General features: G+C 61.3%; 15 protein-coding genes. 10 read left to right on the top strand and 5 right to left on the bottom strand.

All coding sequences use genetic code 11. The annotated features are described in order from the left end of the window. The first annotated feature begins 202 nt into the window (after positions 1 to 202). The 4 genes from glcE (at position 203) to AC1DYF_RS30240 (ending at position 3,846) form a co-directional block, all read left to right on the top strand. Positions 203 to 1,396 (top strand): glycolate oxidase subunit GlcE, encoded by a 1,194-nt coding sequence (glcE, locus tag AC1DYF_RS30255; RefSeq protein WP_477881283.1) that lies wholly within the window; start codon positions 203 to 205, stop codon positions 1,394 to 1,396. A 187-nt stretch (positions 1,397 to 1,583) separates the two neighbouring features. After that, positions 1,584 to 2,882: a glycolate oxidase subunit GlcF gene (gene glcF / locus AC1DYF_RS30250; protein ID WP_477881281.1), complete on the top strand. Its 1,299-nt coding sequence runs from the start codon at positions 1,584 to 1,586 to the stop codon at positions 2,880 to 2,882. Between the two features lie 49 nt (positions 2,883 to 2,931). Continuing rightward, positions 2,932 to 3,396 carry a hypothetical protein gene (locus AC1DYF_RS30245; RefSeq protein ID WP_477881280.1) on the top strand — a complete coding sequence of 155 codons (465 nt, stop codon included), beginning with the start codon at positions 2,932 to 2,934 and terminating at the stop codon, positions 3,394 to 3,396. Positions 3,397 to 3,432: 36 nt separating this feature from the next. Continuing rightward, positions 3,433 to 3,846, top strand: coding sequence for a hypothetical protein (locus AC1DYF_RS30240; RefSeq protein WP_477881279.1), 414 nt, complete (start codon positions 3,433 to 3,435; stop codon positions 3,844 to 3,846). Here AC1DYF_RS30240 and AC1DYF_RS30235 read toward each other — a convergent pair whose 3' ends face one another. From AC1DYF_RS30235 to AC1DYF_RS30225, 3 genes are all read right to left on the bottom strand, one after another. Then, positions 3,847 to 4,545, bottom strand: a complete 699-nt coding sequence (locus AC1DYF_RS30235) for an outer membrane protein (RefSeq protein WP_477881278.1) — start codon at positions 4,543 to 4,545, stop codon at positions 3,847 to 3,849. It abuts the gene before it with no gap. Between the two features lie 212 nt (positions 4,546 to 4,757). Next, positions 4,758 to 5,456 (bottom strand): L,D-transpeptidase, encoded by a 699-nt coding sequence (locus AC1DYF_RS30230; protein WP_477881277.1) that lies wholly within the window; start codon positions 5,454 to 5,456, stop codon positions 4,758 to 4,760. Between the two features lie 131 nt (positions 5,457 to 5,587). Further along, the gene (locus AC1DYF_RS30225; protein WP_477881275.1) at positions 5,588 to 6,367 is read right to left on the bottom strand and encodes a L,D-transpeptidase; all 780 of its coding nucleotides are present in this window, start codon (positions 6,365 to 6,367) and stop codon (positions 5,588 to 5,590) included. A gap of 196 nt (positions 6,368 to 6,563) precedes the next feature. Here AC1DYF_RS30225 and AC1DYF_RS30220 point away from each other — a divergent pair, with 196 nt between their 5' ends. The 6 genes from AC1DYF_RS30220 (at position 6,564) to AC1DYF_RS30195 (ending at position 13,680) form a co-directional block, all read left to right on the top strand. Continuing rightward, on the top strand, positions 6,564 to 7,181 hold the full coding sequence (locus AC1DYF_RS30220) for a DNA-3-methyladenine glycosylase I (protein WP_477881274.1): 618 nt from the start codon (positions 6,564 to 6,566) through the stop codon (positions 7,179 to 7,181). A 1-nt stretch (position 7,182) separates the two neighbouring features. After that, entirely contained in the window at positions 7,183 to 7,914 is a 732-nt protein-coding gene (gene recO / locus AC1DYF_RS30215) for a DNA repair protein RecO (protein WP_477881273.1), read from the top strand. Positions 7,915 to 8,099: 185 nt separating this feature from the next. Next, the gene (locus tag AC1DYF_RS30210; RefSeq protein WP_477881272.1) at positions 8,100 to 11,042 is read left to right on the top strand and encodes a DUF2339 domain-containing protein; all 2,943 of its coding nucleotides are present in this window, start codon (positions 8,100 to 8,102) and stop codon (positions 11,040 to 11,042) included. Positions 11,043 to 11,116: 74 nt separating this feature from the next. Then, entirely contained in the window at positions 11,117 to 12,130 is a 1,014-nt protein-coding gene (locus AC1DYF_RS30205; RefSeq protein ID WP_477881270.1) for an acyltransferase family protein, read from the top strand. A 45-nt stretch (positions 12,131 to 12,175) separates the two neighbouring features. After that, positions 12,176 to 12,835, top strand: coding sequence for an HD domain-containing protein (locus AC1DYF_RS30200; protein WP_477881269.1), 660 nt, complete (start codon positions 12,176 to 12,178; stop codon positions 12,833 to 12,835). Next, the gene (locus AC1DYF_RS30195; RefSeq protein WP_477881268.1) at positions 12,832 to 13,680 is read left to right on the top strand and encodes an MOSC domain-containing protein; all 849 of its coding nucleotides are present in this window, start codon (positions 12,832 to 12,834) and stop codon (positions 13,678 to 13,680) included. The genes AC1DYF_RS30200 and AC1DYF_RS30195 overlap by 4 nt, the downstream gene beginning before the upstream one ends. Here the strand turns inward: AC1DYF_RS30195 and AC1DYF_RS30190 are convergent. Further along, complete coding sequence (locus tag AC1DYF_RS30190) at positions 13,667 to 14,659, bottom strand: aldo/keto reductase (RefSeq protein ID WP_477881266.1); 993 nt, start codon at positions 14,657 to 14,659, stop codon at positions 13,667 to 13,669. The genes AC1DYF_RS30195 and AC1DYF_RS30190 overlap by 14 nt on opposite strands. 121 nt (positions 14,660 to 14,780) lie before the next feature. Next, positions 14,781 to 15,536, bottom strand: coding sequence for a hypothetical protein (locus AC1DYF_RS30185; RefSeq protein ID WP_477881265.1), 756 nt, complete (start codon positions 15,534 to 15,536; stop codon positions 14,781 to 14,783). Between the last annotated feature and the right edge of the window lie 51 nt (positions 15,537 to 15,587).

Raw genomic sequence — 15,587 nt, 5'->3', positions numbered from 1 at the left:
CCCCACAAGGGGGGAGAGTGGCTGGGGGCACACTCCTCGCCCCAGACAAACTTCGCTACGAATGCAATGGCGAAGGGACGCGAGACAGCGCCTCATCTATTCTCCCCCCTTGTGGGGGAGATGCCCGCCCTTCGACCAAAGCTCAGGAGGGCAGAGGGGGGTATCCCGTCCGCGTCGCAAGCGATTTCGCGGAGCCCGCTACATGCTGACCCCGCACACAGACGCCGAAGCCGCCCAACTCGTCAAAGTCGCGGCTCGTAGCAAGCTGACGCTGGAAATCCGCGGCGGCGGCACCAAACGCGGTCTTGGCGCCTTGACCGAAACCTCCGACATTCTCTCCACCGAAGCGCTTTCCGGCATCATCGCTTACAACCCCGCCGAATTGGTCATGACCGCCAAAGCCGGCACCCCGCTCAAGGACATCCTCGAAGCCCTGCACGAACAGAACCAGATGCTCGCCTTCGAACCGGCTGATTGGCGCGGCATTTACGGTGCTTCAGGTGAATCCACCATAGGCGGCCTGTTTGCCTGCAACATTTCCGGCCCGCGCCGTTTCCAGGCAGGCGCGGCGCGCGACCATCTGCTCGGCGTCCGCTTCGTCAACGGCCTGGGCGAAATCATCAATGCCGGCGGCCGGGTGATGAAGAATGTCACGGGCCTCGATATCGTCAAGCTGATGGCGGGGTCGATGGGCACGCTCGGCCTGATCACCGAACTGACCTTCAAGGTCCTGCCGCGGCCGGAAACCTCGGCTACGCTTATACTCTCGGGCTTGGATGACGAAGCCGCGGCAAAAGGCATGGCCCAGGCGCTTGCTTTGTCGGTTGAAGTTTCTGGCGCGGCACATCTGCCGGAAAGCTGCAAATGGCAGTTTCTCGGCGGCAGCCTTCCCGACGGTGCGGCGACCACGCTCCGCTTGGAAGGCATGTCCTTTTCCGTCGACGAACGGCTGGACCGGCTAAAGGCTGCATTCAAGCACGTTACGCTGACTGTGCTCGACCATCAACGTAGCACCGACCTCTGGCACGAAATCCGCGATGTGAAACCGTTCCACGCGGACGGCAAGCCGCGCCCGCTCTGGAAAGTATCGATGGCTCCATCCGCCGGCCACCAGCTTCTATCGGCGCTGCGCCTGCAGATTGGCATCGACGGCTACTATGACTGGCAAGGTGGCTTGCTGTGGCTGAGGATGGAGGCTGGTCCCGAGGCTGAGGTGCTGCGCGCCGGGATAAAACATTTCGGCGGGGGGCATGCGACCTTGATGCGCGCCATTGAGGCGGAACGGCAGGCGATCCCGGTCTTCGAGCCTCAGACACTAGCGGTGGCGGCGTTGAACACGCGGGTTAGAGAGAAATTCGACCCGACCGGCATCTTCAATCCAGGGAGGATGGCTTGATGCGTAGGAAAAGACTTGTGTCTCAAAAGCACTCAATCGGCATATCCGGCCCGTTGCCCATCATCCCCAACGCTGAGACGATAGAGGCTATTCAATCTGTTCGACGGGGAGAGGTGACGACCGTTCGATCTCTTGACGAGCTTTTTGTCGCTCTCAACCTGAACTGCGAAGATCAGACGGATATCTGATGCAAACCAATTTCTCCCCAGCCCAGCTTGCCGATCCCAAGACCGCCGAAGCCGAAGGCATTGTTCGCAAATGCGTCCATTGCGGCTTCTGCACCGCCACCTGTCCCACCTATGTGACGCTCGGCAACGAGCTCGACAGCCCGCGCGGCCGCATCTACCTGATCAAGGAAATGCTGGAGAACGACCGTCCCGCAGACGAGAAGACGGCGCTGCATGTCGATCGCTGTCTCTCCTGTCTGGCCTGCGTGACCACCTGTCCCTCCGGCGTCGATTATATGCATCTGATCGACCACGCCCGCATCCATGTCGAGAAGACCTACAAGCGCCCGCCGATGCGCCGCTTGCAGCGCGCTTTGCTTGCCTATTTCATGCCCTCGTCAAACCGTTTCCGCTTCGCGATGACGCTCGCCGCGCTCGGCCGGCCATTTGCCGGATTGATGCGGCGCGTGCCGGCGTTGAAATCCTTCGCCGCCATGGTCGAGCTTGCACCGCGCACGCTGCCGCCGAAGTCGCGTTTCGCTGAGCCAGGCACATTTCCGGCCAAGGGCGCGACACAGAAGCGGGTCGCCATGCTGACCGGCTGCGTCCAGCCCGTCATCGATCCGGGCATCAACGAAGCGGCGATCGAACTGCTCACCAATCTCGGCGTCGAGGTCGTACTGCCGAAGGGCGAGGCCTGTTGCGGCTCGCTCAGGCATCATATGGGCCACGAGAAGCCTGCCTTGGATGCCGCGCGCAAAAATATCGATGCCTGGATTGCCGAGATGGACAGCGCCGGCCTCGATGCGATAGTCATCACCGCTTCGGGCTGCGGCAACACGATCAAGGACTATGGCCACATGTTCAAGGCTGACCCGACCTACGCCGAAAAGGCAAAACGAGTCTCGGCCATGGCCCGCGATGTCGCCGAATATATCGATGGCCTCGACCTGCCGGAGCAGGCGTCGAAAGGCATGGTTGTCGCCTATCATGCGGCCTGTTCGTTGCAGCACGGCCAGAAGATCACCGTACAGCCGAAATCGCTGCTGCGCCGCGCGGGCTTTACCGTGCGCGATCCGGCGGAGGGCCACCTTTGTTGCGGCTCGGCCGGCACCTATAACATGCTGCAATCCGATATCGCCGATCAGCTGAAGGCGCGCAAGGTGAGGAACCTCAGGGCGTTGAAGCCGGATGTGATCGCGGCGGGAAATCTCGGCTGCATCACCCAGATCGGTGGTGGCATGGACGTGCCGGTCGTACACACTGTCGAACTGCTGAATTGGGCCTATGGTGGTAGAAAGCCGGCTGGATTGAAATAAAACCAGCTTTTGATCCGTCAGATGGGAAAGTTTCCAAAAGGGGCGGATCATGAAGACGATGATAAAATGTCTGGCGCTATGCCTGCTTGCCAGCCTACCGGCGAAAGCCTTCGCCACAGGCGGGCTCGACTGCGAGATCGGCGACGCCAATCTCGATTTCCATTATGAGGCGCTGTTCAGCTACTCCGCCAACAGCCCGCTTTTCCAGTCCAAGGGTGCGTTTGAAGCCAAACATCCCAAGATTGATCCGGCTCTCAAAAAGCTCGACGCGTCCTCATTTCGTCTCATCCAGCAATGGTATCAGGACAAGGATTTGAAGCTGCAGTTCTATGCCGAAACCGAAAGCGAGAAGACGCCCTTCGCCTCGGTGAAGTTGACGATCCAGACCGTCGCCGACGAGGATGAGCTCAGCTATGCCGGAAAGTATCGGCTGGAAATCCAGCCGGCGGTCGTCGAGGGGCAAGACAGTGAGGTGATCGTCAAGGAAGGCGATGTCGCCTGCTCGGCGGGCTGAACCATGCGACCCGTCTCACTTGCCTTCGGAATTCTTATGCTTGCCGCCACGCCGCTCAGCGCTTTGGCGACCGGCGGCGTCTGGTGCGACGCCGACGACACCAATCTTGCCTTTCATTTCAGCGCGGCATCGAGCCGCGACGGCACCGGAGGCTGGTTCAATATCGCCGGGTCGCTCAAGGTCAAATCGTCAGGCGCACTGCCGGCGAATCTCGCCGAGTTCAAGATCGGCGACACCGCTCTCAGCGAACGCTGGTGGGACGACAAGGACGTGCGGTTGAAGATCGACCAAATCGGCACGGAAGCGCAGAATTTCGCCAGCGTACAACTGGTCGTCATTTCGAAGTCGGTGGAGGAAGAAGACTATCGCGGCACTTATGACCTGCGGCTCACGCTACCCGACGGCACCATTCATCATGAGAATGGCGCCGTCGCCTGCTCGGCGGATTGATCAGAAATTATAGTTGATGCCGACGTTGATCGCGGTGGTGAAGAGGTTGGTCTTCAGCTTGTCGCCCGAATCGATGTTGACGTCGACATGCGAATAATTGAGCTTGAGTTCGGTGAAGCCGGAAATGTGATCGGTGAAGCGATATTCGACGCCGCCCATCAACTGACCGGTGGGGCCACCCAACTGGTAGTTCCAGGTCTTGTTCGTGTCGGTGCCGGCCTTGTTGGGACGAATCACTTCGACATGCGGAATGTTGACGCCAAGTCCGGCGCCGATATAGGGCGTCCACGGCTGGCCGGCCTGCGGGAAGCGATAGACGGCGTTGACGGTAGCAAGGTTCAGGCCGTCGGTGAATTCGTAGTGCGTCCAGCCCGGCGTCCGATTGGCAAGCGTATTCTTGCTGGCATAGACCTTGGTGTGGCTGTAGTCGAGCACGATGCCGAGATTGTCATAGCCTATGCCGTTTAGCCACCAAGTGCCGCGGACGCCCCAATAGGGAGGCATCGAGAAGGACTTGCCCTCCCATTGCGTCTCAAATTCGGTGCCGTCGCTGACCTTGGTCTTGCTGTTGGCTGCCGTCTGATAACCGCCGTAGAACGACAGCGTCGGCATCCAGGTTTCCCAATCGCCTGCGACGGCGGGCAGGGCCGTCAGAGAAAGAAGCGTAAGGCCGATGGCCGAAGAAATCCGAATATGCATGCACTTGTCCCCTGACCCGTTGCTGGGCGAAACCCGCTTCGGTTTTCATATAGTGTCGCGGGCGCTCGGAAAATGCGGGTCGCTCATAAAAATGCAATTCTGCGAAAGCCTGTGCCGGATTGGCAACATTTTTGTCACGATTGTACCAGTGGGGCAAAATGCGAAGGCCTGCGGCGGGTGCCGCAGGCCTTCGAAATCATTGGTCTTTCGGTCTATCGTTCGAAGGAGGCGAACAGGTCGCGGAAATAATCGACGCCCTGGTCGGCGAATTCCACCTTGCCCTGTCTGTTGCCCGGGCCGACAACGATCACCCTGGTTCCGACAGGCGTGCGATCATAGAGATGCTCGACGTCCTTGTTCATCATCCGAATGCAGCCCGATGACATGTTGAGGCCAATCGTCCAGGGCTGGTTCGTTCCATGGATGCGGAAGCCGGAATCGCCCTTCTTGCCGAACAGGTAGAGCGCGCGAGCACCAAGCGGATTGTCGATGCCGCCCTCCTGATAATCAGGCAGGATATGGCCCTTCTTGCGCTCGCGGGCGATCATCTCCTTCGGCGGCGTCCAGCCGGGCCATTCGGCCTTGAGCGCCACCTTGACGACGCCGGACCAGCCAAAGCCTTCGCGACCGACACCGATGCCGTAGCGCGTCGCCTTGTTGTTGCCCAGCACATGGTAGAGGAATTTGTGATTGGTATCGACAATGATCGTGCCCGGCTTTTCACTCGTCACCAAGGTCACCACACGGCGGCGAAATTGAGGGGGCGGGTCCTTCATGATGACGACGGATGTCACGTCGCTCGTCGTCTGGACGGGCTTGGCCTTGGACAGAGTGACGGCGCCGGCATCGGCGGCGAACAGACTCATGGCTGCGAAAATGCCGGCGGTCACGGCATTCATTAGTCTCAGCATTCGAGAATCCCCCACATCGAAAATATCTATCGAAATTACCGGGTGAGTCGATAATTTCAAGCAGGCTAACGCGCGCAGCTCAGCCTGCCAATAGTCACAAAGCCGTGAATCGTCGCGTTTTTTGCCGGGTGTTACATGACAATCACGCGTGTGCCCACGCCGACGCGCTCGTAAAGATCGACGACATCCTGGTTGCGCATGCGGATGCAGCCCGACGAGACCGCATAGCCGATCGTCCAGGGCGCGTTGGTGCCATGGATACGGTATTCGGTCGTGCCGATATACATGGCCCGCGCGCCCAGCGGATTGGCCTCGCCGCCGTCCATATGCGCCGGCAGGAAATGACCCTTGGCGGCCTCGCGGGAGATCATCTGCGACGGCGGCGTCCAGTCCGGCCACTCCGCCTTGCGGGTGATCTTGTGCACGCCGGCCCATTCAAAACCCGGCTTGCCGACGCCGACGCCGTAGCGACGGGCCTTTCCATCGTTCATCACCAGGTAAAGGAAGCGATTGTTGGTGTCGATGACGATCGTGCCGGGCTTTTCCTTGGTCTGGTAGGCGACCATCTGCGGCAGATATTGCGGTTCGATCCTTGTATAGTTCGGATCATTCGCCGGATAGACAATATTTTGAACTTGACCCTGCTGATCGGTATATTGCTGCTGGTAGTAGACGTTGCCGTTGACCGTCGCCTGGTCGTTCTGCACCGGCTGCACGCGCTGCCGAGAGGCGGTGGGCCTGACACGCTGATAGACGACCGGGCGGACCGGACCGGAAAGCTGCATCACCCATTGTCCGGCAATGCCGGATTCGATGATCACCGGGCGCACGATCTTGTAACGGTCGTCGGCTTGGGCGGGAGGTGCCAGGGCGAGCATCGCCGCGGCGAGGAGAAGCGTTTTGTTCACCATTGGGCCTACTCTGAACTTGAAAGCCATGTTGTCGATGACAAGACCATGCGACCGCTTTGGCAAGCGAATGGTAAACGGGTGTTCATTAAACCTTATCCCTGTCAGGAAACCTTTTGTCAGGGTTACCGGAGGGTTTGGAAACACGGTTACGCAGTGGTAAACCGGCTTCCGGCAGCGAAATGAGTCAAGGATTCCAATGAGCGAAAATGGTCTGATCACCGGCGAGGACGGCCGCACCCGATGCTTCTGGCATGGCGGGCTCGCCGATTATATGCATTACCACGACGAGGAATGGGGCTTTCCGGTGCGCGACGACCGGCGGCTGTTCGAAAAGATCTGCCTCGAAGGCTTCCAGTCCGGCCTCTCCTGGCTGACGATCCTGAGGAAGCGTGAGAATTTCCGCGCCGGCTTTGCCAATTTCGACATCGAAAAGGTGGCGCTGTTCGACGAGGCCGACATGGAGCGGCTGCTCGCCGACAAGGGCATCGTCCGCCATCGCGGCAAAATCGCCTCGACCATCAACAATGCCAAGCGGGCGATCGAGCTGAAGCGGGAATTCGGCACGCTGTCGGACTATTTCTGGAGCTATGAGCCACAGCCTGGCGATCGGCCCGAGGCGATCGATCTGGCCTGGGCGAGAGCCAATCCGACTTCATCCGCCTCGCAGAAATTGTCCAAGGACCTGAAGAAGCGCGGCTGGACGTTCGTCGGCCCGACGACGGTTTACGCCTTCATGCAGGCCATGGGCTTGGTCAACGACCATCTCGACGGCTGCTATTGCCGGCCGATCGCCTTGGCTCAGCGAGGTCGGTAGCATGGAATGGGCCGACGAAGCGGTCATCCTCGGCGTCAAGCGCCACGGCGAGACCAGTGTCATCGCCGAGGTGATGACACGCGGTCGTGGCCGCCATCTCGGACTGCTCCGCAACGGCCGCTCGCGCAGCATGCAGCCGGTGCTGCAGCCGGGCAACCGCGTCGAAGTCAATTGGCGGGCGCGGCTCGACGAGCATCTCGGCAATTTCTCGATCGAACCGCTCGATTATCGCGCCGCCCAGTTGATGGAGCACGCCGCCAGCCTAAACGCCGTCCAGGCGCTGGCAGCATTGCTCCGGCTGTTGCCTGAGCGCGACCCGCATGCGCATCTCTATGACATGTTGAATATCGTGCTCGATCATCTCGGCGACCCGTCGGAGGCCGGCGAGCTTTATATCCGCTTCGAACTCGCGGTTCTCAACGACCTCGGCTTCGGCCTCGATCTCAGCCAATGTGCCTCGACCGGCAGCCGCGAAAATCTCGACTATGTGTCGCCGAAATCGGGCAGGGCGGTGAGCCGCGATGCCGGACAGCCCTATCACGACAAGCTCTTCAACCTGCCGGAATTTCTCAAGCCGACGTCGCGGGTGGCGGCAGACCGCGCCAGCCTTGCCGATGCCTTCCGTCTGACGCAATATTTTCTGGTGCGGCATGTCTATGAGCCGCGTGGAATCGAGCCGGTTTCGGCACGAGAGGGGTTTGTGCAGGCAGTTTTGGACGCACTTGGGAGATGAAGGTGCAGACGCTATTTGCGATTTGCCCCGCACGATTGCGCTTTCGGAAATTTTCGGCATCATCGGCATGGGGGAATAAATCTTACGGACAGCATGCCGGCTAAATAAAATCCATTGGCCAAACGTCTCCCGCACCGACAGACAATGGCGGCGCCTGGCGCTGCCGGAAAGGCTATTCGTCCACGATGTTCGATTTGATCTCGCTGATATCCATCGCGCTGGCGATCGCGGCCCTTGCCTCCGCCCGCGGCGTTCGCGCCCGACTGGAGACCGAGATCGCCGCGCTTAAGGGTGAATTGAAGCGGATCGAGGCGCTCAGGGGCGGTCCCGTCTCGCAAAATGCTGTGCCAATGGAAGCACCGCATGTCGAACAGGTACAGGACGAGCGCGGCGCTTTGGTCGACGTCGGCCAGCCGGAAGCCGCTTCTGAAGTCACTGAACAGGAAAATGCAGAACCTGCGCTCGAAGACGCGGCGCGCGAACAAGCCGCAGCCGAGGCCGCTGCCTTCTCAGAAGCCGTTCCTCCCATAGCCGAAACCGCAGCCAGCCCTGCCGCCGTGACCGAACCGGCAAAACCCAAGGAAAGCCTCGAATCCAGGCTCGCCGCCCGCTGGACCGTCTGGGTTGGCGGCCTCGCATTGGCCTTCGCCGGCATTTTCGCGGTCAAATATTCGATTGACCAGGGGCTTCTCAGCCCCGCCGTGCGTTTGTCGCTCGCGGCTCTCTTCGGCTTGACGCTGATGGTTGTCGGCGAAGTGCTGCGCCGCCGCACCGCGCTCGACACTGCCAAGACCTTCGCCAATGCGATGATCCCGGGTGTCCTCACCGCCGCCGGTTCGTTGACCCTGTTCGGCGTGGTGTTCGCTTCCCACGAAATCTACGCCTATATCGGCCCGGCCACGACCTTCCTGCTGCTCTGCGCTATTTCGCTGGCGACGCTGGCGCTATCGCTGCTGCACGGCCAGGGATTGGCGGGCCTGGGATTGATCGCCTCCTTCGTGACGCCATTGCTTGTCCACTCCGAGCATCCGAGCCCCTGGCCGCTGTTCGGCTTCCTGTCGATCGCCTGGATCGCCGGCACGCTTGCCTCCAAGCTCAGGCAATGGCGGGTGACACCAGCCATCGCCAATGCCGGACTGGTGGGCTGGGCCATTCTCTATGTCATGGGCGCCAATCCCTTCCAGGTCCTGCCGGTCGTGCTCACCCTACTGATCATGATTGCCGGGCTTGCCTTTATCTGGCCCGGACGTTTGACATCCGCTCCCTCGGTGCCCGCGACTGAACCRCTGGAAAGTGAAGCCGTTGTGCCGGAAGGCGCCGAACAGCCAGAGAGCGCTGAGGTGCCGGCCATTGAGAAGACGCCGATCAAGACCACGAGCCCCTGGGAATTGCTGCTCGCGCCGCCGCACATGGCAAGCACCCTCGTCGCGGCGATTGGCACCACTATCACAGCCGTCATCTTCCTCGCGCCCGATCTCGTTAGCAGCGGTTACATTTTTACGGGCTTTATCGTGCTCACCCTTGCGCTGGCGCTATTCGGCGCGGCGCGGAAATATGCGATCTACCCGGCGATCTTCTCCGCCATCGCAGCACTCGGCGGCCTCAATGTCGTCGTTGCCGCAACGAGCACCTCGACTTTCGCCACCAACACGACCACGGCTCCCAAAGCACCGGTCTATTTCGACCCGGTCCTCGTCACCTGGATCGCACTTGGCCTCGGCGCCTTCTTCGCCGCCATGGGCATCGCGCTCAACCTGTTGCGTCGCGGCGAACAGAGCCCGCACACGATCGTCTGGAGCGTCATCTCGGCCGTCACTCCGCTGGCGCTCGCCACCATCAGCTTCGTCTATTTCGGCAACTATTTCTTCGATCTGCAGCACGGCCTGTTCGCGATCGTCCTCGGCTTCGCCTATCTGGCCGGAGCGTTCATGGCCTTCCGGTCGCCGGAATTCGACGGCCGCTACGTCTTCACCCGTGATCTCTTCGTCGCCGCGTCCTGGGCGAGCTTCCTCTACGCGCTCCTGGTGATGACCAACGACGCCCCGACCACGATCGGCGCCGCCATCCTCGGCTTCGTCTATCTTCTTGCCGGCCGTACGAAAGCCTGGCCGAGCCTGCCCTGGGCGATGGCTGCCGCAGCGATCTTCGTCGCCGGCCGCATCGCCTGGGAACCGACCATCGTCGGCGTCACGCACCTTTCCAAGACGCCCGTCTTCAACGCGCTATTGCTCGGCTATGGCACACCGTCGCTGCTTCTCATCATCTCCGCCTGGCTGATGCGCAACAGCCCGGATCTGCGCATCCGCAGCGTGCTCGAGGCGCTTGCCAGCCTGTTTGCGCTGCTGACCATCGCCATCCTGGTCCGCCATGCGATGAATGGCGGCGTGCTCAACGATGCCACTGAGACGCTGGCCGAACAGTCGATCTGTACGCTGCTCACCATCGGCGCTTCCGTGACACTGATGGCGCTCGATCTGCGCCAGCCGAGCATCGTCTTCCGCACCGGCTCGATGGCGGTCGGCTATATCTCTATGGTCTTCGTGATTTCCGCTCACTATGTCGGCCTCAACCCCTATTTCACCGGTGAGCCAACCGGTAAGATCCCGGTCTTCAACCTGCTTTTCCTCGCCTACCTCCTGCCGGGCCTGGCCTATGGCTTCGCCGCGCTGTTCGCCCGCGCGCGCCGGCCGCTGCACTATGTCATTGCGCTGGCGCTAACTGGCGCAAGCCTGCTCTTCGCCTATGTGTCGCTGACGGTGCGCCGCACGTTTCACGGTGCCGACATTTCGGAGTGGAAGGGCTTCCTGCAGCCCGAACTCTACACCTATTCGGTGGTCTGGCTGCTGCTCGGCGTCGCGCTTCTGGTCGTCGGCTACCGCTTCCGCGCAAAGAGCCTGCGCATCGCCTCCGCCGTGCTGGTGCTGATTGCCGTGGTCAAGGTGTTCCTGGTCGACATGGCCAATCTCGAAGGCCTGTTCCGCGTGCTCTCCTTCATCGGTCTCGGCGTCGCCCTGATCGGAATAGGACGCTTCTACCAGACCATCCTGACCGGCCTGAACAAGGATGTGCCGAAAGCGGACATTCCGATGCCGTCTTCCGAGACGCCAGCTGAAGAAGGCGGCCGTTGACCGATCGTTAACGCCCGGCGCCTAACGTCGATCCGGTCGTCCGCATGGGCCCGCGGACCGGAGCAGGTTTTTCGATGGCGCAGGATTTCAGGATTGGCAGCCTTGACGGTTTGCGCGGCATTGCCGCGTCGGCCGTCGTTTATGCGCATATCAACTTCTTCTATCCGTCGTCCAATCCCTGGATCAACCTGCCGACCGGCGACGAAGCGGTGGCGATCTTCTTCTCGCTCAGCGGCTTCCTGATGGCGCTGCTTTACGGCAATCGTCCTGTGGCGGCCGGAGACTATCTCGTCCACCGCTTCGCGCGTATTTATCCGGTCTATCTCGTGGCGGTGCTGTTCGTCGCGGCGCTGTCGGCGATCTACGGCGCCGAGTATATCCATCCGATTACCGGAACCACGGAACTGCTGCGCCACGTGCTGCTCCTCGGCTCGACCGGCGTCTTCTGGTCGATCCCGCCGGAGATCCAGTTCTACATCTTCTTCCTGCTGATCTGGCTCTGGTTCAGCGATCCCAGGAAATATCAGATCGTCGCGGTGGCAACCGCCGCCTTCCTGGTCGTCGACGCCTATTTTGACTTTCCCGGCCCCGGCATCCTGCTGACGTCGAAGCTGCCCTACTTCCTCTTTGGCGCACTTGCCGGCCGCTTCTATGGTCAGCAGAAAAACCATCCGGACGGCGACATAACCGGCATTGCGGTCCTTGCCCTCCTCGTCTTCTTCATCGTCGCGCGCGGTTTCTGGCCGCTCAAGACGTCCTTCTGGGGCATAAGTTCGGCGCTGACCGGGACGGTGATCGTCTATCTGGCCGCCTGCGGCAACCGGATTTCTGCGGCCGTTCTTGCCTCGAAGCCTCTGGCGTTCGTTGGCAAGATCAGCTTCTCGCTCTATCTCTTCCACCTGCCGATCATGTTCCTCGGCATGCACTTCTTCCATTTCCTGCCGGTGGAAGCCGCGCTCGCGCTGTCGATCGCGCTCGCCTATCTCGTCGCCTGGGCAAGCTACACTGTGATCGAGGACCCCTCGCGGCGCTTCCTCACCGGGCTCTGGCGCAACCGGCAGCGCCCGGTGCCGGTTGCCGCGGAATAGTCTTTCGACATTCCCTTCGGCCCTGAAAGCCTTTAGAAGAGGGGCATGCAGCACAATGATTTCGCCCCGATCTTCAAGCCCTTTGAACAACTTGCCGAAAAGCTGATTCCGCACGCGGTCGCCAGCGACGACGGCGCGCATGACATCGGCCATATCGGCCGGGTGTTTGCCAATGCCATGCAGATTCATGCTGAGGAGGGGGGCGATGGCGAGATGCTCGCCGCCGCCGTGCTGCTGCATGATTGCGTCTCTGTCGAAAAGAATTCACCGCTCCGGTCCCAGGCCTCACGGCTGGCGGCGGAGAAGGCAAGCGACATCCTGGCCGAAATGGGATGGGAGAAAGAGCGCATCAAGGCTTGCGCCCATGCCATCGCCGCCCATAGTTTTTCTGCGGCTATCCCGCCTGAAACTCTGGAGGCAAAAATTCTCCAGGATGCCGACAGGCTCGACGCCATCGGCATGATCGGCGTCGCACGGCTTTTCTATATCGGCGGCCGCATGGGCTCGCTGCTTTACGATCCGTCGAACCCGCGAGCCGAGGAGCGACCGCTTGACGACAAGCGCTTTGCGCTGGAGCATTTTCCCGCCAAGCTGTTCAAGCTCGCGGATGGTTTTCAGACCGAGGCGGGACGGACAATGGCCGCGGAGCGTCATCGCCGGCTCCACCTTTTCCGGGATATGATGCTGGAGGAAATCGGCGCGTGAAGGTCAAATCGCTGCACATCTATCCCCTGAAAAGCGGCCGCGTCATTGATCGGGACGAAGCCGAGGTGACGCCCTGGGGCCTGGCGGGCGACCGCCGTTACATGGTCGTCGACCGCGACGGCAAATTCATCACCCAGCGGGAATTGCAGGCTTTGGCGCAGGTGACGGCCGTCGCATCGCACGGCGCGCTGCATCTCTCCAAGGCCGGCAGCGAAGAGCATCTGACGGTGACCTTCGACCCCGACCGTCGCGTCGATGTCGACATCTGGGGCACGCCGACCAATGCCAGCGTCGCTTCGGACGCTGTCAATATGACGCTCAGCAACTGGCTGGCCGCGCCGGTGCGCCTTGTCCATGCCGACGACGGCACGGTCCGGCCCTGCAGCGCCACCTGGGCCGGCGAGGGCGTGCAAACCGGTTTTGCCGACGGCTATCCGATCCTGATCGCCACGACCGGGTCGCTCAGGGCGCTGACCGATATGACGCAGGCCATGGGTGCCGAGACATTCGGCATGGATCGCTTCCGCCCCAACATCGTCGTCGAGGATGACGAACCCTTCGCCGACGACCGCTGGGCGGCGGTCGAGATCGCCGGTATCCGTTACGAACTGGTAAAACCCTGCACCCGCTGCATCATGACGACGCAGGACCAGTTGACCGGCGAACGCGGCGGCCCCGATCCGATGCCGGCAATGCGCAGGCTTCGGATGTCAGACGATCGTCGCGTGACCGGCGTGCTGTTCGGCTGGAATGTCGTGCCGCGCAGCACCGGCCGGATCGCTATCGGCGACCCGGTCTCGGTCGTGGCCGAGCGTCCGGAGGGATGGCCGATCAGGCGGCGTTAGCCAGCGCGCCGAGCGCCGCATCGATCCCGGCCATGACGGAAGCGGACAGCGGCCCCTTGTCCAGGGCTCCGACATTCTCCTCTACCTGCGCCACCGTGCGGAAGCCGGGGATCGGCAGCGTGCGCGCCGATTTGGCCCAGAGCCAGGCGAGCGCACCCTGCGACAGCGTCCGGCCACCGCTCTGCAGCAAATCCCTGACTGCATCGAGCCGGCCGGCAAATTCGGGCGCCACGCGGCCATCCTGGAAATAGATCATCCAGTTGACGCCGGAAGCCCGGACATCGTTGGCCGCGATCTGCGTGTCCGGCCTGTACTTGCCGCTCAGCAACCCCATCGCCAATGGACCACGATTGATCGAAACAAGGTTGTTGCTCTCGATGACCTTCAATACTTCATCGGCCCGCGAGAAGACGTTCATCTGGTGTTGCACCGCGACGAAGCCGCTGCGACCGGCATGCCGTGCCGCGCGATCTGCAAAGTCGGTGCTCCAGCCGAAGGCCGCGATCTTGCCTTCCTCGCGCAACCGTCCGAGCACGTCGAACACTGCATCCGATTCTTCCAGCGGAAAGTCGTTGAGATGAAATTGCAGCAGGTCCAACCGGTCGCGCCTCAACCGGCGAAGCGAGGTGTCGACGGAGTCGCGGATATAGGCCTCGTCGGCGCACACGCCTGTGGATTGCCGTGTGTCGGGATCGCTGACATTGCCGAATTTGGTGGCGATGATAACGTCGTCGAGCCCGGCCAGTGCCTGCCCCAGCACGATCTCGGAATGACCGGCGCCATAGTTGGACGCCGTGTCGAAGAAGCGGATACCGAGATCGAGCGCCTTGTGGATTGCTGCGACCGACTCGTCGTCATCGACTTCGCCCCAACCGAGCGGCATGTCGCCCTTGTAGTAGAGGCCGCCGATCGCCCAGCAACCCATGCCGAGACGCGGGATTGTCTTGCCGTTCCAGAGTGTGATGTCGGTGGACGCCATCTGATATCCTCCCATGGCTTTGCGCGCGGAAGCTAGGCCGCGCCATCAGTTGAATAAAGCCCAAAAATTGCAGCCGATCGTTCAAAATTGAAAAATGCCAATTCGGCGCCAAGCTTGCAGGCTACAGCACTGCCGCCATAACGCGGTGAATGGCCTGGCAGTTCGGATCGACTTCGCCGAACGGCGCCACCGGCCAGAGCCATTCGGCCTCAGGTGCGGGCAGGGTGATGCCACGCATCAGGTCATCGTGTTCGACGACCATGCCTGCCTTGTCGACGACGTCATAGGAGGTGTCGGTCAAGAGGCAGCTTTTCCCGCCAAGCGCCTTCAGCCCGTCGATATGCGCCTGCAGCAAGCGGGCTATCGTATCGTTTGGCAGAGCACCATCCTTGCCGACCACGCCGCCGAGCCCGATGCCGATTTGCGAAATGACATTGGCGGAGATGACGAAATCGAGATCGGCGATTGCGTCGAGGAAATCAAGCGGTCCTGGCACACGGCCTTCGCCGATTCCCGAAAAGCCCGCTATGTCGCGATGCTCGAAGCGCAGATTGCGAAGACCTTTCAGCGTCGCCCATGTCCTGACGCTCGCCAGATGCTGCAGGTCGTAGAGCCGGATTTCGTCGAAATTCCGGGAAAGGGCTTCGATCGGCACGTCGCGCAGCAGGCCGGAACCGAGCACAACCGCCACCCGCCGTTTGGGCAAAGCCTCCATCGCCTTCTGGATGAAGGCCCGGCAATTCTGCTCATGTGCCGCCCAGGCTCGCGCGCAACGCCGCGCCCGCGCCCAGAGCATGACCGAAGAATTGATTTCACCGGCCTTGCGGCGCGGCGACTGCGCATAGGTAGCGGCGAAATTCAGGGCTTCGAGCAGCATGTCGCCTGAATAGGAGATTCTTGCCGGTTCTCAAACCGTTGCGCATAACTC

Source organism: Rhizobium sp. P2_G9 (assembly GCF_056403475.1).
This window is presented reverse-complemented; position numbering and strand designations above follow the sequence as displayed.